12 protein-coding genes are annotated in these 20851 nt (G+C 34.4%); all 12 read right to left on the reverse strand.

All coding sequences use genetic code 11. The annotated features are described in order from the left end of the window. Positions 1-73: 73 nt before the first annotated feature. A complete protein-coding gene (sov, locus tag OD803_RS09535; RefSeq protein ID WP_442899861.1) occupies positions 74-7297 on the reverse strand; it encodes a T9SS outer membrane translocon Sov/SprA in 7224 nt (2407 codons plus the stop codon). Positions 7298-7302: 5 nt separating this feature from the next. Next, positions 7303-7884 (reverse strand): Holliday junction branch migration protein RuvA, encoded by a 582-nt coding sequence (ruvA, locus tag OD803_RS09540; protein ID WP_129760968.1) that lies wholly within the window; start codon positions 7882-7884, stop codon positions 7303-7305. Positions 7885-7938: 54 nt separating this feature from the next. Next, positions 7939-10236, reverse strand: a complete 2298-nt coding sequence (locus OD803_RS09545) for an NADP-dependent malic enzyme (RefSeq protein WP_134200704.1) — start codon at positions 10234-10236, stop codon at positions 7939-7941. A gap of 54 nt (positions 10237-10290) precedes the next feature. Beyond that, complete coding sequence (gene queG / locus OD803_RS09550) at positions 10291-11217, reverse strand: tRNA epoxyqueuosine(34) reductase QueG (protein ID WP_262733247.1); 927 nt, start codon at positions 11215-11217, stop codon at positions 10291-10293. Further along, entirely contained in the window at positions 11217-12557 is a 1341-nt protein-coding gene (locus OD803_RS09555; RefSeq protein ID WP_262733248.1) for a cytochrome P450, read from the reverse strand. The genes queG and OD803_RS09555 overlap by 1 nt, the downstream gene beginning before the upstream one ends. Continuing rightward, entirely contained in the window at positions 12558-13580 is a 1023-nt protein-coding gene (gene ruvB, locus OD803_RS09560; RefSeq protein WP_129760964.1) for a Holliday junction branch migration DNA helicase RuvB, read from the reverse strand. It lies immediately after the preceding gene. 84 nt (positions 13581-13664) lie between these two features. Beyond that, positions 13665-15458, reverse strand: a complete 1794-nt coding sequence (locus OD803_RS09565) for a cytochrome c oxidase subunit I (protein ID WP_134200698.1) — start codon at positions 15456-15458, stop codon at positions 13665-13667. Positions 15459-15494: 36 nt separating this feature from the next. Then, positions 15495-16550: a cytochrome c oxidase subunit II gene (locus OD803_RS09570; RefSeq protein WP_129760962.1), complete on the reverse strand. Its 1056-nt coding sequence runs from the start codon at positions 16548-16550 to the stop codon at positions 15495-15497. 28 nt (positions 16551-16578) lie between these two features. After that, positions 16579-17976 carry a quinol:cytochrome C oxidoreductase gene (locus OD803_RS09575; protein ID WP_131508810.1) on the reverse strand — a complete coding sequence of 466 codons (1398 nt, stop codon included), beginning with the start codon at positions 17974-17976 and terminating at the stop codon, positions 16579-16581. A 24-nt stretch (positions 17977-18000) separates the two neighbouring features. After that, entirely contained in the window at positions 18001-18558 is a 558-nt protein-coding gene (locus OD803_RS09580) for a c-type cytochrome (protein ID WP_129760960.1), read from the reverse strand. A gap of 1 nt (position 18559) precedes the next feature. Then, the gene (locus tag OD803_RS09585; RefSeq protein WP_129760959.1) at positions 18560-19096 is read right to left on the reverse strand and encodes a DUF3341 domain-containing protein; all 537 of its coding nucleotides are present in this window, start codon (positions 19094-19096) and stop codon (positions 18560-18562) included. 9 nt (positions 19097-19105) lie between these two features. Further along, positions 19106-20836, reverse strand: a complete 1731-nt coding sequence (gene nrfD, locus OD803_RS09590; protein WP_262733249.1) for an NrfD/PsrC family molybdoenzyme membrane anchor subunit — start codon at positions 20834-20836, stop codon at positions 19106-19108. Between the last annotated feature and the right edge of the window lie 15 nt (positions 20837-20851).

Genomic DNA, 20851 nt, shown 5'->3' on the forward strand with positions numbered 1-20851 from the left:
ACAGCAAATGTAATTTTTTAAATAAAGAATTTCAGGTGTTTTCTCTTATTTTTTATTAACAGCCTTTATATGTCTAGTTACCAAAATTATACCTTAGAGTAATACCAGATCGTATTGTGGTTTGTGGAAATGCTGTAGAAATAGCATACTCAGAAAACGTATAATCAAAATAGAATATTCCTGTTAGGTTTTTACTAAACGCATAATCTGCATTGTACTTAAACCCTAATATGGTTTGACCTGAAGTAATTTGATTATTATCTAAATCTAAATATCTAATTATGGTTTTATTATCTCTTATTGAGATATCTGCCGACATATTTAAATCACTTTTAATAATTTGTTTTGGTCCTGCAAGTTTAGAGCGTATTCTAACATCTTTTATTCTATACCCTAAACCAATAATGTATTCTTTACCTTGAATTTCAGTAAGTAGATTGTTATCAAAACTTAATGACAGTACTCTGTCTTTTTTAATTTCGGCTAGTATTTTTATTGAGTTTTTCATTTCAAAATCCACTCTTACTAACGGACTGAATTGTTCTTCTAAGTTTATATTACTAAATACTGTTCTATTCTTGAAGTTTCCTGATTGGTCTAACACATTTGGATCTTGGTTAGCATAATCCATAGTTGGGTCAGCAGCTTGATAGTCTAGGTTAGTTCTAAACTGATTGATTGTATAACTAGACCTATAACCATGCGTTACAGAAAAACGTTTAAAGCGCTTTTTAAACCAGTTAAACTTCATGAAACCTGTATACTTTAACTGCCAGTTTGGAATTGGAACATCTCTAAACGCTCCTAGTTTAATATTATCAGGATTAGTACCTTGATATGCCGATAAGAATGCTGGTAATAATACAGCTTGACTATTTTTACCAAATCCTAATGGATAACCTTCATCATCTACATCATAAGTTGAGTTACCATAAAAGTTTCTCGCCAATCTATTAGCTATTACAAGTCTGTTTTCTCTAAAATTATCAAAAGCTTCTGATTGATTTTCGTCACTCTTACTAAACGCTGTTTTAATTAATGCTGTAGAAATATTAAAGTTACCATATGAATTTTGAATTAATGAATTATAGTCTAACTCTCCATCATTATCTAAATCTTCAACTCTAAAATTCTCAGTCATACTTTCAGAGTAAGTCCTACTTCCAGTAAAGTCAATTTTTAAATCATTAATAGGTTCCATATTGGCTGCTAAATCCAATATTTTATTGGTAGTAGCCATATACTGTTGGTTAAACTCTGGGAATACAGTAAGCCACCCGTTTCTTGCAACTACATCTCTAATGTCTCTTTGACTACCAAAGGTATATCCAAACGTAGGCTTAAGTGTTCCTACAAATCCTGGTGTTCTTAAATAACCTGGTAAGAATGTTCCGTTATTTTCAGTATAATTTATTTGAATACGTTTTATACTCGTTAAAAGATCAATTCCAGCGTTTAGTATTTTGGTTCCTGCTCCAGCTTTAGAAGTAGAACTATTATTTCTTTGATTTTGGGCTGGTTTGCCATCTTTTCCTATTGCTGCAGGTGTCGCTCTAGTTCTTGCTCTTGTACGAGTTGGTTTTTTAACCAAACCTACATATCTATATAAATTCTCCATATTTAATGTAGAATTTATAGAGTGGGTATTTGCATTTTGTACTGAGTTCCCTAAATTATAGGTTCTAGTTACATCGTTATCATCAGTATACTCAAAATCGGTATTAAGATCAGAACCCTTTTGCCACTGGAAATTTGCTGTATAAGAATACGTTGCCTTTAAGAAACTAAATGTTGGTATTTTATACAATGGAATGTCATAGTTAATCTGTAAATCCTGTGCTTGAATATTTGGATCTCCAAGATCAAAGAAACCATCCCAAACATCTAGAGTTGGGTCTTGACTTCCGTTAATTTGGTCATCAATAAAATAGTTTCTTACAATATTTTTGTTTGCAGCACTAAAGTTTAAATTCAAACCATTAGTGATATTATAGTTAATAGCGTATTGGAAGTTGAACGTGTAATTTCTTCTAAATAACTCTTCAATTCCTATGTTATCTCCTCCCAATTCAACATCTCTAAACTTTTGCTTGTTGAATTGTCTAATAATATCAGTATTAACAGAGAATGTTGTTGGTAACACATTAAAATTGAAATCTTTAAGTATCTTCCAGTATTTCCCTCTAAATAATGAATCGTTCTTTTTAAAAGGTTCAATAGGTTTTGGTGTAAAACTGTAGTTGTAGTTAACACCTGCTCTAATGTTTTGGTCTAAAGATCTTTCAATTTCAAAATCTCTATGCTCAACTTTGTTGTATGAATAGTTGAACGTTAAATTTTCAACATCATAAAAATGTGGTTTAGCTTCAGCTGAACGTTGCTTTTTAACACCAATAAAGTTAATACTCTTACGCTTAGTGTAATTTTCTGATTGTACTCTAATTTGCTCACGCTCTTCTTCAGTTTCTGCAGCATCTATTCTTGACTCTAGCGTAAGGTCATTATAATACTGGTCGTATTTTGGTGTAATAAGCTCTTCACTCTGAGCATAATTAAATGGAATTTGAATTCCCCATTTTTTAGGTAATAATTGACCAAGCTGAACATTGGTAACTACATCATACTGTTGCACATCTTCTCTACTACGCTCATTAGGACGTTGCTCAACCGAACCAAATCCTGAAGTACTCTGTCTTCCTGTTGCACTAATGTTTGCAAAATCTGCAAAATTGGTATCAACACTAGCAATAGCTGCCCAACCACCTTCGTTTTCTAAATCAGATAAACGCAATTCATTTACCCAAACCTCTCCACAAACATCTTCGTTAGGGTTGATGTTTTTAACACCAACCATCAACACTCTAATATCTCCAAAGTTAGGATTACCTTTAATTGCCACACGCTGTTGACCTAAAGTATGTGGTGAAAATTCAGTAACAGGATCTGCACTTAACTCTCCATTTATAACATCGTAGAATGTAGGGTCAAGGTTACTTAATGTTTGTGCTGAAATTCCTCTTGATTTTATTTCTTGAAGTACTGATAACTGAATATTAATTTCATTTTCTTCAGGCCAAACATCAGTAGGCGACACACTTCCTGTTGATACTTTTAAAGGCACTTCAATTTGGTAGAAGTTTTGAGTTAAGTCATTACCCATTCTAATAAACCCAACTAATTCTTCATCATCTAAAGTTCCACTTTCTCCATCTTGGGCGTGCATAAACATACGCAGTTTTTTATACTGACGCATGTCAACATTTATGTTCTTGAAAACTCCTTTAGAATCGGTTGGTTCTAAATTACAAATATTTAAAACTAATGATTGCTCATTTTGTCTAATGATATTGTTATTGTTATTTAACTGTTCTAACTCAACTCCTGGAGGCAACACATAGTTTCCTTCGTTTTCTTGCAAACCAACTATACCAACACTAAACTCAGGGTTAGCACTGTTATTGTTTGAGTCGTTATCTAAATCTAATGTGTAACGTCTCCAATCACTACGTACAAGATCTAGAGTTGCAAAACGCAATGTTGTAGTTTCAGTAAATCCGTTAAGATACATTCTTGCAAAACGTACAGATCTAATATCTGTAATTCCTCCTACCGCTGAAGTTGGCTCAGAAATTGGAATTCTAAACTGATACCATTTTACTTCTCTTGTATCTCCATTTGGCAATACAACATCTCTTGTTTTTATATCATTGATTTGCTCATTAGTTGCAACTAAACTCGCAGGAGTAATATCAATTTCATACTCATAATAACTATCAATAGTATTCATTGTATTGTCTCTATTGATATCTTCAACATCTGGTTGTGTTGTAGAACCTCTGTTTGTTTCAGTAAAGGTTTCAGGAGAGTTTCCTTGTGTACCATTGTACTTCTTGTAACGCTCAAAAATATCTCCTGATGTATTTAAGAAATAGGTATAGTTATCATTTGAAGGATCTTCTAATCCAGCAAATGCAGGAAATTGTTGCGCTTCTTCAGCATCATCAAATCCATCATAACCAACATCTTGGTTTGTTCTTTCTTGCCCTAGAGTTGAAAACGTATAGATTAATGATTGGTTTTGTGGCACAGCCCAATCGGTTCCTGAGTTTAATAATGCTGATACATCACCATTTTCAGGAAGTCCATTTTCATACTGCTTTTTACCATCTTTTAAAATATCTTCAGAGATATTTCCTAAGTTGAAATAGAGCTTTCCTCCTGTACTGTTTTCGTTATCTAAAAATGGATCTTGCACCCAAAACTCAATATACTCTACATTGGCTTGTTCAAAATCGGTTGAAGTTATTTGTCTGGTAATTCCTGCCCAAGCTTGTGCTGGGTTATCAATTGTTCCATCAGATGTTGAAGGATCAAAATTGTATGGTCCTCTTTCGGTTGGATAATATCTTAAATCCAATGTATTAATAATGGTACTTTGACCTTGTACAATATCAACCTGAGGAAACACTTCGTCAATGAAAACACGTCTTGAGTATAAGTTTGACACATCATCATCTGAAATACCACTTGGTCTTTGACTACTGTAAAAAATTGGGTCAATTGTATACCAGTTTAAAAAGGCTCTATCAAAACCATTTTCTAAACCTGGTGCGTTTATAGGATCGTTTTCAGCAGCTCCATTTACAGTTCTTGGTCTACTCGATAAAAACCATGATTGAGGTGATAGTAAATCTATTGCTCCTTGAGTACCTTCAAAATCATCAACATAAGCTGTAGCTTCATTGTTAAAGTCGGTTCCTTTTGGAGCTCCTGGAGCTAAATAAGCAAACTCTCCTCTAACTGATAAATTAGAAGGCACATCAGTATCGATATTTGGAAGTTTATTTACTAATCTTGTAAAGAATGGAACTTCGGTTGAATAATTCCCATTAAATCCAAAAATGGTATTGTTTATAGGTTCAGTATTGTAGTTTGCTTTTTGTGTTATTGGTCGTTCACTTAAATTTAAAAAGGTTGCTCCCAACACAAAATTCTCATTAAACTGGTGTTCTACATTTACACCTGCAAAACGTCTTGTTTGCTGACCAAACACCGCATTGTTTTCAACAGATACATTAATAGGAGTGTTAGATGCTTTAAGTGCTTCATCTAAAATTTGAACACGTCCTAATTGATAATTTACTGTGTAATCAATACCTTCAACTAGTGTACGTCCTCCAGCAGTTACTACTACAGAACCTCTTGGCACATTAAATGCTCCTAGAGGAATACCATCACCTCCTGATGATTTATAACTTCCCTTAATCTGGAATTTATTCTTTTCAATTTCATCTAAAGCAGCAGTTTTAGTCTTCTTATAAAGAATATCATACACATACTTTTCTTGGTTGGCGTTGGTATAGATATCAGCATCGTAGTCACCAGGGTTACTTGGGTCGTCTAACACATCAAATAGGTATTTACCAAATGGCTCTACCTTAGTGAATATTATTTTTCCGTTTTGCATTAAAACAGTTTGACCTTCAACAAAATCAAAGAACCCATCACCATGCAATTGTGGGTCATTATTGTAATTAAGTCGATCTAAGTGAAATAGTCTAATTAAAGGTGTTTCGTTAATAACTGAATCGTCTGTTGGATCGGTTGTATTGTTATCATACAACGGAAAAGCTGTTCCTTCAACTGGTAAAATGTAGTTAACAGGAGAGGCTTCAGTATAAAAAATGTTTAATTTGAAATCCTCTTGACTTAATTGAAAAGCGCCAGTGTCATACACGTTCTTCATCATTAAGTCCCATATAGGTTCCTCAACACTAGTAATTGCACTTTTAAGCATTTTTAAAACCAAGCTATTGTTACTAACTACTTGGTTTCCTGAACCTGTATCAGTTGTTACTCCAGTAGCTTCAACACCATCGTTAGCAAATTCACCAACTTGGTATACTTGACCTCCTACAGTATATTGGAAGGCAACTGCTAACACTTCATCGTTTAGCAACCTTTGATTTAATGAGATGTAACCCAATTGTGTGTTTAGCGTATAGTCATACCCTTCTTCTAACTTACGTGCGTTTTCTAACTTTCCAAAGTCAAAACCTTCGTTTGCTGGAATATTAATACCTTGCTCTACAGTGGTAATATCTCTTACTAAATCATTAAGGTTAGAACCAGCTCCACCTATATTTGTCGGGTCAAAACCATTATTACTGTTATCAGGCAGTGCGCCTGGGTTTAGTATGTTTACACCAGAACCGACAATTTCAGACTCTCCTAAATCCTGAAAAGCAGCAATGTTTCTTACGTTATCAGTTTGATTGCTTCGGTTAGTTACCCAAACCTCTATTCTAGTAATTTGAATATTATTATTTATGTATGGGTAACGCATCATAGACGCATCATACGTTTCCCTAAAATATTGCGAAAGGAAAAAGTGTCGGTTTTCGTCATAGTCTCTAGCAAAAAACGAGAACTCCTCGAGTGTTCCTCCTCCTTGGGCTACTACTGACTGCGACTGTGATTTCTGTTCAGAAAACACTGCTGTAACTCTTGTTTTACCAAATTGAAGTTCGGTTTTTACACCAAATAAACTTTGCGCTCCAGTAATTAATGAACTATTAAGCGGCATACTAACGTTACCAACTTCAATTTTTCTTACAATATCATCTTCGGTTGGTGTATATTCTAACTTGATTAAGTTTTGAAAATCAAATGTTGACTCGGTATCATAATTTGCAGTTACCTGTAATCTTGTACCTACTTTACCTAATAAACTTAAACTTATACGTTGGTCAAAATCAAAGGTGAAATTACTTCTGTTTCTTGGTGAAAATGAAGGGTTATCTTGCTTTGTAAACAATACTCCTAAGTCCATTTCAACCGAACCTTGAGGAACTACCTCAATGGTATTACCTCCAAAAATAGTTTCAAAAAAACCTGAGTCTACATAAAACTCTGGTAATAAGTTTTTTTGTTCTTCTTCAGTCCCTTCCTTTTTACCTTCAGCAGCATCAATTTTTTGTTTGTAGTAGTTTCTTAACTGCTCTTGTATTACTAATCTTTGATATTCAGCAGGTGTTAGAATAATTGGATAATTGATATTGAAATCGCCTACTTTTTCAGTGTAAATGTATCTGTCAGTTAAAGGATCGTATGTATACTTTGAAACAATGCTGTTAGGATTTGGCATTTTTATATTTCCTAAGGCATACCCTGTTTTTGTAGTATCAGATTCTTCAGCATCTTCTTGGGAAAACGCAAAAGTGCTGCACAGCATAGCTAAACTAAAAAGCAGGTATTGTAATAATGTCGGTTTAAAAGTATAGTTAGTTGTCCTCAAATTGATTATAAATTTTTTAAAGCCTCTTTTATAATTGCTTCAATGCTTGCATCTGGCTGATTAGATATAATTTTATCTACAACTCTTTCAGACTGTTTTTTAGCAAATCCTAGAACTTCTAAAGCAGATAACGCTTCATCTTTGTTTGTATTGCTTTTTGGGGCCGAAAGTTCGTCAATATCATACACTTTCAAAATTTTATCTTTTAAATCCAAAATAACTCGTTGAGCTGTTTTGGCTCCAATACCCTTTATAGATTGAATTAGAGCCACATCTTCCATAGCTATTCCTTCTCTAACTTGTTTGGGTGTTAACGAAGACAACATAGTACGTGCAGTACTAGCTCCTATACCACTTACCGATATAAGTAATCTGAAAATTTCACGTTCAGCTAATGATGAAAATCCAAAAAGCGTGTGCGAATCTTCTTTAACCTGAAGATGCGTGTATAACTTAAGATGCTCTTTATCTGGAATTTGAGAAAACGTGTGTAGCGAAATATTAAGCAAATAGCCCACTCCATTACAGTCTATCGTAACATCAGTTGGGTTTTTCTCTACAAGTTTCCCTTGAATATGTGTAATCATTAACTAATCCTTAATTAACCTCTCAAATGTAATAAAATTATTTGCATTACAAATCTACTTGGTCGATTGGTTTTCTAACTCCCACTTTTCTTTTTGCTGAGCATCAATTACCGCAATAGCTGTCATGTTTACAATTTCATCTACACTTGCATCCAATTGTAAGATATGAACAGGCTTACGCATTCCCATCATTATCGGTCCTATTGAGTCCGCTTTATTAAGCTCTTTAAGCAGTTTATAGGTGATGTTTGCAGAGTCTAAATTTGGAAAAATGAGTGTATTTACTTTTCTACCTGCTAATTTTGAAAACGGAAAGATATCTTGTAGCATCTCACTGTTTAAAGCAAAATCGGTTTGCAATTCTCCATCTACAATCATATCAGGATAGTAACGATGCAAATAAGACACTGCTTCTCTTACTTTTGATGCACGCTCATTTGTTGACGAACCAAAATTGGCATACGACACCATTGCCATTACTGGCTCCATACCAAACATTTTTACCACTTTGGAAGTCATTTGAGCTATTTTAGCTAAGTCTTTAGATGATGGATCAATATTTATTGAGGTATCACTTAAAAACATTGGTCCACGTTGTGTCATCATTAAGTTAGTAGTCGCTACTCTCGATGCTCCCTTAGCTAAACCTATAAGCTCTAACATAGGTTTTACTACTGAAGGATAACTTCTGGAGTACCCAGAAATTAAAGCATCAGCATCTCCTGTATTAACCATCATTGCTGCAAAATAGTTTCGCTCACGCATGATTTTTTGAGAAGAATATAATGTAACACCACGTCGTTTACGTTGTTGCCAATAGACTTCGGCATATTTATTTTTTCGCTCTAACTCTTCATCTGACTTAGGGTCGATAATTGGAACATCAGCATCAAACTCAATTTCTTCTTTAAGTTTTTCAATTTCATCTCGTCTTCCTAATAAAATAGGATGTGCAATTCCTTCATCATAAACTATTTGAGCAGCTTTTAATACATCTAGCTGGTCAGCTTCAGCAAATACCACTCGTTTTGGGTTTAGTTTTGCTCTATTGACAAGTAAACGTACAATCTTATTATCTGCTCCTAAACGCTCTAATAGTGACTCTTTGTATTTATCCCAATCATCGATAGACTCTTGAGCAACTCCACTTTCCATAGCTGCTTTTGCCACAGCAGGAGGAACTTCGCCAATTAATCTTGGGTCAAAAGGTTTTGGAATGATATATTCTTTACCAAAAGTTAAGTGCGTTTCTCCGTAGGCTATATTAACTTGCTCAGGCACTGACTCCTTTGCTAAACGTGCTAATGCAAGCACAGCAGCCATTTTCATTTCTTCATTAATCTTGGTAGCTCTTACATCTAGAGCTCCTCTAAAAATAAAAGGGAAGCCAAGTACATTATTTACCTGATTAGGATGATCGCTACGTCCTGTAGCCATAATTATATCATCTCTAGTAGCTATTGCTAAATCGTAAGCAATTTCAGGATCTGGATTAGCCATAGCAAAAACTATTGGGTCTTTTGCCATAGACTTAAGCATTTCGGGAGTTACGATGTTAGACGTAGACAGTCCTATAAACACATCAGCATCTTTCATTGCTTCTTCTAAGGTGTCAATTTTCCTGTGCGTAGCAAACTCAGCTTTTTCTTTGGTAAGGTTTTCTCTGTCTTTTCTGATAACACCTTTACTATCTAGCATTACCATATTTTCAAGATTTGCACCACACGATTGGTATAAACGCGAACATGATATTGCAGCAGCTCCTGCTCCACTAATAACTATTTTAACATCTTCAATATTCTTTTCTGCTAACTCCAATGCATTTATTAATGCTGCAGCAGAAATAATAGCTGTTCCATGCTGGTCGTCGTGCATTACAGGAATATCTAACTCCTCTTTTAAACGACGTTCAATTTCAAAGGCTTCGGGAGCTTTGATATCTTCAAGGTTAATACCTCCAAAGGTTGGTGCAATATTTTTAACCGTTTCAATAAACTCTTCAATATTTTCGGTGTCTACCTCAATATCAAATACATCAATATCGGCAAATATTTTAAACAGTAACCCTTTACCTTCCATAACAGGTTTAGAAGCCTCAGGACCAATATTACCAAGTCCTAAAACCGCTGTCCCATTAGAGATTACGGCAACAAGGTTACCTTTAGTAGTATATTTATAAACGTTGTTTTTATCTTTTGCAATTTCAAGACAAGGCTCTGCAACACCTGGTGAATATGCTAATGACAAATCTCTTTGGCTTGCATATTTTTTGGTAGGTACAACCTTTATTTTTCCTGGAGTTGGTTTGGCGTGATACACCAAAGCCTCACGACGTTTGCTTTGTTTACTCATATAAAAATTGGATTAATATGAATTTACAAATGTAGTAATCCTTTCTATGAAACTCTAATCTTTCAAAAACTTAATATTTCGTGTAAGTCCTGAATACTTGGTGCGTTTTACTGCTGATTTTTTAAACACCTTTTTAAAAGTGTCTTCTGTAATTTCATCCCAATCCTTCTTGGTCATTTCTAATAGTTCTGGATGTGGATTAAACAATGGTTCATTGTGAGGTTTTGAAAATCTATTCCATGGACAAACATCTTGACACACATCGCAACCAAACATCCAATCGTCAGTTTTATTCTTAAAGTCTGATGGTATATTATCTTTTAACTCAATGGTTAAATACGAAATACATTTACTGCCATCTACCACATATGGTTTTACAATGGCTTCTGTTGGGCAAGCATCTATACAGGCAGTACAGCTCCCACAATGGTCTGTAGTTGGTGTATCGTAATCTAATTCTAAATCGATAATTAATTCAGCAATAAAATAAAACGAGCCTACTTTTTGGGTTAGTAAATTGCTGTGTTTACCTATCCAACCTAATCCACTTTTTGCTGCCCAAGCCTTATCTAAAACTGGTGCTGAATCTACAAAGGCACGTCCTGATACTTCACCTATTTCGTCTTGAATGAATTGTAATAGTTGTTTTAATTTATCTTTTATTACAAAATGGTAATCAGTTCCATAAGCATATTTTGACAATTTATAGCTTTCGGTGTTTTGAGTTTGGGAAGGGAAATAATTAAGTAGTAATGATACTACACTTTTAGAACCATCCACTAGTTTTGTTGGGTCTAAACGTTTGTCAAAATGATTTTCCATATAACGCATTTCACCATGCATATTAGCGTTTAACCATTTCTCAAGACGAGATGCTTCTTCTTCTAAAAATTCTGCTTTACTTATACCACACGATAAAAAACCTAGCCTTTTAGATTCCTCTTTTATAAGCTTTGTGTATTTTGAAGTTTGGCTGTTCATTAAGCTCTAGGTTGAAGCCTAACAATGGCATTTTTAGGCTTAAGCGTTATTAATGGGTTTATTTCAATAGTATCTTTAGTTGGAAGAATTTCAAACCTAAGTAATACTTCTGAAATGGCTATAATCATTTCATACATAGCAAAATTATTTCCTATACATTTTCTTGGTCCTGCTCCAAAAGGAAAATACTGTGAGGAGTAGCTTTTAGCTTTTTCAGGAGAAAAACGATTAGGATTAAACTCCTCTGGATTTTCCCACAGGTCTTTGTGTTTATGAATTTCTATAATAGATAATAAAATACTACTCTCTTTTTTAAACTGATAGGTTTTAAAACTATCATCTTCAATATTAACACGATCTATAAAGTATGCTGGTGGATACAGTCTTAAAGTTTCTTCAACCACTTGTTTAGCATAAGCTGACATAGCAATTGCAGACATTATATCTGTATCATGTAGCCCTAATATTTGTTTATACTGCGATACTACTTTTGTTTGCCAGTTAGGATGTTGTGCTAATAATTGTACTGCAAAGCTTAGGGCATTTGCTGTTGTTTCATGTCCTGCAACAAACAAAACCAAAATCTCATCTATAAGTTGTTCGTCACTCATTTGAGAGCCATCGTCATAACGTGTCTGCAAGAGCATATCTAACAAATCGTTATACTCTACGGAAGAATTCCTACGCTTATCAATAATAGTTTGCAAAACATCTCTTGAATCTTTTGAGCGAGATAAGTGTTTTTCAATAATTCCGAAATGTTTAAAATACCAAGCCAAGTAAGGTTGTCTTAATTCTTTCACTAACATTTCTTGATTTTCTTCGGTTACATCTTGGAGTAGTTTGATTTCACTGTCAGATGCTGCATTGCTAAACAATGCCTTTACAACTACTTTAAACGCTAAATTGCTAAACATTGGTAAAACATCAATATCCTTATTAGGTTCAATTGATGTTAATTCATCTACAATAGTTTGTTTTATGACTGTTAGTAAATGTTCAATGTGCTTTTTATGAAATGCTGGTTGAATAAGTTTTCGTTGTGTCCGCCAATGATCACCTTCGGCTGTGAGTAATCCTTGACCTAAATACTTTGCAAGATCTTTAGTTTGAATAGGTGATTTTTTATAGTTCTTCCAGTTTTTCTGCAATACATATTCAGCTAGTTCAGCATCACGAGAAAATATAGCATAACTTTTGGGTCCTACATTTAGTTTAAATGTGTCTCCATAACGCTCAAAGTTTTTATGATGAAATGGTAGCGGATTATTAAGTATAGATATTGCTTGCCTTAAAAAAGTAAAGGTTGAAACCTCTGGTATGTTTTTTACAACACTCATCTAAAATAAACCACCTTGTATATTGCCTTTTACTCTTCCAAGGTGTTTATAGGCTTGTTCAGTCACTTCTCGTCCTCTTGGTGTACGCATTATAAATCCTTGTTGAATAAGGAAGGGTTCGTAAACTTCTTCAATAGTTTCGGCACTTTCACTTACTGCAGTAGCCAAAGTAGTGATACCAACTGGTCCACCTTTAAACTTATCAATGATAGTGGATAGAATTTTGTTATCCATTTCATCGAGTCCATGCGCATCCACATTTAACGCTTCTAAAGCAAATCGTGCAATTTTAATGTCAATTGTTCCATTACCTTTTATTTGAGCAAAGTCTCTAACTCTTCGTAATAAAGCATTGGCAATTCTAGGGGTTCCTCTACTTCTACCTGCAATTTCTACGGCAGCTTCCATAGAAATTGGCACGTTTAATATTGATGCACTACGTTGTACAATGGTTGTTAATAATTCGGTATTATAATATTGTAACCTACTACTAATACCAAAACGCGCACGCATAGGAGAAGTTAATAATCCTGAACGAGTGGTTGCACCAACTAGTGTAAACGGATTAAGATTGATTTGTACTGTTCTTGCATTGGGTCCAGACTCAATCATAATATCAATTTTGTAGTCTTCCATTGCAGAGTAAAGGTACTCTTCAACAATGGGACTCAATCTATGAATTTCATCAATGAACAGTACATCACGCTCTTCTAGATTGGTTAACAAACCAGCCAAATCACCTGGTTTATCCAACACAGGTCCTGAAGTTACTTTGATACCAACATTAAGCTCGTTAGATAAAATATGTGCTAAAGTTGTTTTCCCTAATCCAGGAGGCCCATGAAATAGTGTATGATCTAATGCTTCGTTACGCAAATTAGCTGCTTTAACAAAGACCTGAAGGTTTTCCAATACTTGATCTTGACCAGTAAAATCTTCAAAAGATAAGGGTCTTAATTTCTTTTCAACATCCAGCTCTTCTGGCGTGAAATTTTCGTTTGTTGGATCTAGGTTTTCGTTCATACTAAACAAATATAAAGAAAAAGCCTCTCTATTTCAGAAAGGCTTTTTAATATCTTTTAAGATTCTTGCTCTATCAAGAATTCATTAATGTTGAAGTTCTTCTTCGCCATCTTTCATTGGCACGTTTTGAGGCACATAATCTTCATCATGTCCTGGTTTACTGTAGTCATAAGCCCAACGGTGAACATGAGGAATTTCTCCTGGCCAGTTACCATGTATATGTTCAACTGGAGTAGTCCATTCTAAAGTGTTAGATTTCCATGGGTTTTTCTCAGCTTTCTTACCAAAGAAAATACTAGAAAAGAAATTGTATAAGAATACCAACTGGAATACACCACCTACTAAGGCGAATACAGTAATAATAACGTTTACATCTGCTAAGTCATCAAACAATGGGAATGCAGAGTTAGTATAATAACGTCTTGGTAATCCTGCCATACCTATAAAGTGCATTGGGAAAAATACACCATAAGCACATACTGCAGTTGTCCAGAAGTGAACATAACCTAAACGTTTGTTTAACATACGTCCAAACATTTTAGGGAACCAGTGGTAAATACCAGCGAACATTCCGTAAAGTGCAGAAATACCCATTACTAAGTGGAAGTGAGCTACAACGAAATACGTATCGTGTACGTTAATATCAAGTGCACTATCTCCTAAGATGATTCCTGTTAAACCTCCTGTAATGAATGTAGAAACTAATCCTATTGAAAACAGCATTGCTGGATTCATTTGCAAATTACCTTTCCACAGCGTAGTGATGTAGTTAAATGCTTTAACAGCTGAAGGAATCGCGATTAATAAAGTAGTAAATGTAAATACAGACCCTAAGAATGGATTCATACCAGAAATAAACATATGGTGACCCCAAACAATTGTAGATAAGAATGCAATTGCTAAAATAGAGGCTACCATGGCACGATAACCAAAGATAGGTTTACGTGAGTTAGTCGCTATAATTTCTGAAGTAATACCTAATGCTGGTAATAATACAATATACACTTCAGGGTGACCTAAGAACCAGAATAAGTGCTCAAACAATACTGGAGATCCACCTTGATAATGCAGTACTTCACCTTGAATAAAAATATCTGATAAGAAGAATGATGTACCAAAACTTCTATCCATTATTAATAATAAAGCAGCTGATAATAATACTGGGAATGAAATTACACCAATGATAGCTGTAATAAAGAATGCCCAAATAGTTAAAGGCAATCTTGTCATAGACATTCCTTTAGTACGAAGGTTAAGTACTGTAACAATATAGTTTAATGATCCTAATAATGATGACGCAATAAATATTGCCATAGATACTAACCATAAAGTCATACCAGCACCTGAACCACCTTGAGCCATTGGTAATGCAGATAATGGAGGGTAAATTGTCCATCCTGCTGCAGCTGGTCCAGCTTCAACAAATAATGACAACACCATGATAACACTAGATAAAAAGAATAACCAGTAAGATACCATGTTTAAGAATCCTGATGCCATATCTCTAGCACCAATTTGTAACGGAATTAAAAGGTTACTAAATGTACCACTCAAACCTGCAGTTAGTACAAAGAATACCATTATAGTACCATGAATGGTCACTAATGCCAAATAGATATCAGCATCCATTACACCTTCAGGTGCCCATTTACCTAATAATGCTTCAAAAAGTACATTTGGCTCTTCAGGCCATGCAATTTGCATACGAAACATCATAGACATTAAAATACCTATAACACCCATTATAGTACCTGTAATTAGGTATTGTTTGGCAATCATTTTATGATCCTGACTAAATATATACTTAGTCACGAATGTTTCTTTATGATGATGTCCGTGATCGTCGTCGTGTGCGTGAATATCTGCGTGTGCTGACATAATCTTATATCGTTTTAATACTTTTTAATTGGTTTATTATAAAGATTCTTTGAATGTTTTTTGCTCTTTCATCCAAGCATCATACTCTTCTTGAGTTTCTACTATTATTTTCATTTGCATGTTGTAATGCGACTTACCACAAATTTTGTTACATAATAATAAATAGTCAAACTCATATCTTAAATCTTGTCCTCTAGCTTCAACAGCTTCGCTGTTTTCAACTCTTATCTCATTAATATGAGCAACCTTATCAATGATATCAGGGTTTTGTCTCATTTCTTCGGTTGTAATAGTTGGTGTAAATCCAAACTGAGTAATCATACCAGGAACACAGTTCATTTGTGCTCTAAAGTGAGGCATGTATGCAGAGTGTAATACATCTTGAGAACGCATTTTAAATAATACTGGTCTACCTACAGGAAGGTGTAATTCTTTAACAATTACATCATCGTGTCCGTTAGGGTCAGATTCGTCAATACCTAAAACATTAGCTTTATCAATATCAATTAATCTAACGTTAGCCATACCTAAAACATTATCGTCTCCAGCATATCTAGCAGTCCAGTTAAATTGTTGAGCATATAACTCAATAACTAAAGGATCTTCGTCTTCATCAATATTCATAATGCTAGTCCAAGTAAATAATCCGTAGATAATTAAACCAGCTAAAACAATTACAGGAATAATAGTCCAAATTGCCTCTAATGTGTTATTATCAGCATAGAATAATGCTTTTCTACCTTTTTCTCCTTTGTATTTGTAAGCAAAGTAGTGTAGTAAAAACTGAGTTATTGTTTGAACTATAAATATGATTACCATTGAGATAATCATTAAGTTATCTATTTGAGGTCCATGAGCTGAAGCTGAATTGGACATTAGAGGTAAATCTCCCCATTTTACAAAACAAACAATTGTTATTACATAAATGAAGATTAAGAAACCTATCATTAAATAGCCATTAATTGTATTGTCTTTATCATTTGCTACTTGGCTATTGGTGTTACCTACTTGAGCTAAGTCAAATATTTTAACCATTTGCCAAATTGCAACAGCTATGAAAAGTACTATTATAGTTGTTAAAAAAGCAGTCATTGTCGTTTCTCTTCTTTATTTATTTTAATTAATAATGGAAATGTTCACTCTCTTTAATAAATGGGTTTCCTTTTGCAAGTAAAGGTGCTTTAGTCAATGCAGTGAATACTACGAAAATAAACAGTCCTGCAAATAACATTATTGAACTAATTTCAGATACACCAATAAACCATCTATCTCCTACTGTTGCAGGCATAATCATATTGAATATGTCTAAATAGTGCCCACAAAGAATTACTATACCAGCCATAACTACAAACCAAGGAATACGTTTGTAATCACTATTCATTAATACTAATAATGGGAACACAAAGTTCATTACTACCATACCTAAGAAAGGTAATTGGTAATCTTGGAAACGCGTTACAAAATAAGTTACCTCTTCTGGAATGTTAGAATACCAGATTAACATAAATTGAGAGAACCATAAGTATGTCCAGAAAATACTGATTGCAAACATGAACTTAGCTAAATCGTGTAAATGGCTATCGTTTACAAACTCTAAGTGCCCTCTAGACTTTAAGTACATAGTTATCATTGCAATTACTGTAATTCCACTTACAAACATACTTGCAAAAACATACCATCCAAATAAGGTAGAGAACCAGTGAGGGTCAACACTCATAATCCAATCCCAAGACATCATAGATTCAGTATAAATATAGAATACTAAGAATGCAGCAGAAATACGGAATGTCTTTTTAAAGTTACTGTTATCGTTAATATCAGCATTATCTTGAGCTATTGAGAACTTACGAGCAAAATGACGGTAAATACTCCAACCAGCTATAAATATCAATCCACGAATTATAAATCCTGTCATATTTAAGAATCCTGATTTACCTGCAACTAACTTGTCATAATCTTCGTGATCTGGGTTAGTCATATTTTCATTCATCCAAACAAAAATACTATTGTGTCCTAAATAGTGTGAAGCAACTGCAATTGCTAATACTATTAATCCACCAGGTAATACATAAGATGTTATCCCTTCCATAACTCTAAACAGTACTGGAGACCATCCTGCTTGAGCTGCATATTGAATTGCATAAAATGCAAGTACTCCTAAAGCTATCATGAAAAAGAAAAATGCTGCAACGTATAATGCTGCCCAAGGTCTATTGTGTATTTGGTGCATTACATGCTCAACATGTTTTTTGTGGTCGTCACCATGACTTACATCTGAATTAGCATGAGCGTTAGTTGCATGAGCATCTGTAGTGTTGTGAGTATCATGAGCAGGTGAAGCATGTGCTGCATCTTCTCCATGACCTCCACCATGATGTGAAGCTGACTCAGCCACTAACATGGTTTCAACGTCTTCAAAAGATTTATGAGATGTCATAAAACCATAAACAACGCCTATTGCCCCAATAATCATTAATGCAATAGAAAGTGTCTTTAATTTATTTGAAAATGTGTACATATCTATATATAATCTTTATCTGTCTTATTTTTCTAAATCAGCTTTTAATTTCATTACATAAGCAACTACTTGCCAACGCTCTTCTTCGTTCAATTGGTTTGCATAAGAACCCATTGCGTTCTTACCATAGTATATTACATGGTAAACACTACCTTCGGTAATTGCCCTTCCAACATCATCATAACTAGGTATACCTAGTATCTTTTCACGCTTTACAAGGTTACCTTGTCCGTCACCTTTATTACCATGGCAAATACCACAATAAATATCATAAAGTTCTTTTCCTCTAGTGAAATCTACTTGAGTAGAATCTAATTTATTAGTCAGTGTAGCTTTTGCAAGCTCATATCCTTCAGTTGTGTTATCAATATCAAAAGGAGTATGTCCTCTTGGAATTGTTCCTTCTACAGGCAATTGACCTTCTTTTCCGTTTTTAAATGCATCAGACTCTGAATATGTTTCGTAACCTACAGACTCGTACATATTAGGCATGAATTGGTAATTAGGTCTTGAATCTTTTTTACAAGAGACAAACGCTACTAATACTAATGCTATAACTGCTACTTTAATTAAGCTCTTCATATTAATGTGCTTCTTCTTTATCTACTAAATTAATTTCTACTGCACCTGTTTCTTTAAGTAAACTCTCTAGTTCTTCTTCATTTCCATGAACAGCTATCTCCATTAAGAAATGGTCGTCAGTAGTTCTTGGATCTGGGTTTTCAGCTTTTTTGAATGGCCACATTCTACTACGTAAATAAAATGTGATTACCATTAAATGGGCAGCAAAGAATACTGTTAACTCAAACATAATTGGCACAAAAGCTGGCATATTTTCTATGTAGCTAAAACTTGGTTTTCCACCTATGTTTTGAGGCCAATCTTTAATCATGATAAAATTCATCATGGTAATAGCAACAGTTAACCCTACACAACCATACATAAATGCAGCAATTGCAATACGTGTTGGTGCTAATCCCATAGCTTTGTCTAATCCATGAACTGGAAAAGGTGTGTATACTTCTTCAATATGATGTTTTGCTGCTTTAACTTTTTTAACCGCAGACATTAATACATCATCATCTGTATAAATAGCGTGAATTACTTTTGAAGATTCCATATGCTACTTTTAGTTTATTAGTTTTTTAGCTTGTCCAGACCAATCATCACGTTCTGCTCTTCCTGGGAAAGAACCAGTAATTTCGTCTAACAAGTCGTATTCTCTCTTTGTCATTTTACTTACCTGAACATAAGTAAAAATACCTATACTGTTAAGTACGTCTTCCATTTTTGGACCAATACCATTAATCACCTTAAGGTCATCAGCAGTTTGTGTACTTGGGTCGAACTTACCTATACTTTCAAATAAGCTATTTACTTTATCAGTATTGTCCTTTACTTCAGCTTTTGGTGCTGATTTTACTTCAACAGCTTTACCTGAAGTTCTTTCATCTGCTCCTGTACCAGCTAAACTTTCGCCTGCTTCTCTTATTCTCTTATATCTTTCTCCTGAAGATTTTAAAATAGTTTTAACCTCTGCTTGAGCGATTACTGGAAATGTTCTAGAGTATAATAAAAATAGTACAAAGAAGAATCCAATAGTACCTATAAATATTCCTATATCAACAAATGTTGGAGAGAACATTGTCCATGAAGATGGTAAGTAATCTCTGTGTAATGATGTAACGATAATTACGAAACGCTCAAACCACATACCTATGTTTACAACAATAGAGATAAAGAACGAGAACATAATACTAGTACGTAGTTTCTTAAACCACATAAACTGTGGAGAGAACACGTTACAAGTCATCATCGCCCAATATGCCCACCAGTAAGGACCTGTTGCTCTGTTAAGGAATGCATATTGTTCATACTCTACACCAGAATACCAAGCAATAAATAACTCAGTAATATAAGCCACACCTACTATAGAACCTGTAATCATGATTACAATGTTCATTAACTCGATGTGTTGTACAGTAATATAGTCTTCTAGGTTACACACTTTTCTCATAATGATAAGAAGTGTGTTTACCATTGCGAATCCTGAGAAAATCGCACCAGCAACAAAGTAAGGAGGGAAAATTGTAGTATGCCATCCTGGGATTACTGAAGTTGCGAAGTCAAAAGATACAATGGTATGTACAGAAAGTACAAGTGGTGTAGCTAAACCTGCTAATACCAATGATACTTCTTCAAAACGTTGCCAATCTTTAGCACGTCCTGTCCAACCAAAACTGATTAGAGAATATATTTTCTTTTGGAAAGGTTTTACTGCTCTATCACGAATCATTGCGAAATCAGGTAATAAACCAGTCCACCAGAATACTAATGATACTGATAAATAAGTTGAAATCGCAAATACATCCCAAAGTAATGGAGAGTTAAAGTTAACCCATAGTGAACCAAACTGGTTTGGAATTGGTAATACCCAATATCCTAACCATGGACGACCCATGTGAATAATAGGGAACAATCCTGCTTGTACTACTGAGAAGATTGTCATCGCTTCTGCAGAACGGTTAATTGCCATTCTCCATTTTTGACGGAATAAAAGAAGTACTGCAGAAATAAGTGTTCCTGCGTGACCAATACCTACCCACCATACAAAGTTGGTGATATCCCAAGCCCAACCTACGGTTTTATTTAAACCCCAAGTTCCAATACCTGTTGATATGGTATATAAAATACATCCAATTCCCCAAAGAAAAGCTACCAGTGAAATTCCAAAAACTATCCACCACTGCTTATTTGCTTTACCTTCAATAGGTCTTGCCACATCCACAGTAACATCGTGGTATGATTTTTCACCTGTAACTAAAGGTCTTCTAATAGGTGCTTCGTAATGAGACGCCATAATTTGTTTATAATT

Source organism: Gaetbulibacter sp. NE (assembly GCF_025548475.1).
Taxonomy (GTDB): domain Bacteria; phylum Bacteroidota; class Bacteroidia; order Flavobacteriales; family Flavobacteriaceae; genus Gaetbulibacter_B; species Gaetbulibacter_B jejuensis.

What these genes read in the sequence shown, in the direction of transcription:
- OD803_RS09545 (WP_134200704.1), bottom strand. Translation starts at nt 10,236, where the DNA reads ATGAGTAAACAAAGCAAACGTCGTGAGGCTTTGGTGTATCACGCCAAA.
- OD803_RS09575 (WP_131508810.1), bottom strand. Translation starts at nt 17,976, where the DNA reads ATGTACACATTTTCAAATAAATTAAAGACACTTTCTATTGCATTAATG.
- OD803_RS09580 (WP_129760960.1), bottom strand. Translation starts at nt 18,558, where the DNA reads ATGAAGAGCTTAATTAAAGTAGCAGTTATAGCATTAGTATTAGTAGCG.
- ruvB (WP_129760964.1), bottom strand. Translation starts at nt 13,580, where the DNA reads ATGAACGAAAACCTAGATCCAACAAACGAAAATTTCACGCCAGAAGAG.
- queG (WP_262733247.1), bottom strand. Translation starts at nt 11,217, where the DNA reads ATGAACAGCCAAACTTCAAAATACACAAAGCTTATAAAAGAGGAATCT.
- OD803_RS09565 (WP_134200698.1), bottom strand. Translation starts at nt 15,458, where the DNA reads ATGTCAGCACACGCAGATATTCACGCACACGACGACGATCACGGACAT.
- OD803_RS09570 (WP_129760962.1), bottom strand. Translation starts at nt 16,550, where the DNA reads ATGACTGCTTTTTTAACAACTATAATAGTACTTTTCATAGCTGTTGCA.
- OD803_RS09585 (WP_129760959.1), bottom strand. Translation starts at nt 19,096, where the DNA reads ATGGAATCTTCAAAAGTAATTCACGCTATTTATACAGATGATGATGTA.
- nrfD (WP_262733249.1), bottom strand. Translation starts at nt 20,836, where the DNA reads ATGGCGTCTCATTACGAAGCACCTATTAGAAGACCTTTAGTTACAGGT.
- ruvA (WP_129760968.1), bottom strand. Translation starts at nt 7,884, where the DNA reads ATGATTACACATATTCAAGGGAAACTTGTAGAGAAAAACCCAACTGAT.
- OD803_RS09555 (WP_262733248.1), bottom strand. Translation starts at nt 12,557, where the DNA reads ATGAGTGTTGTAAAAAACATACCAGAGGTTTCAACCTTTACTTTTTTA.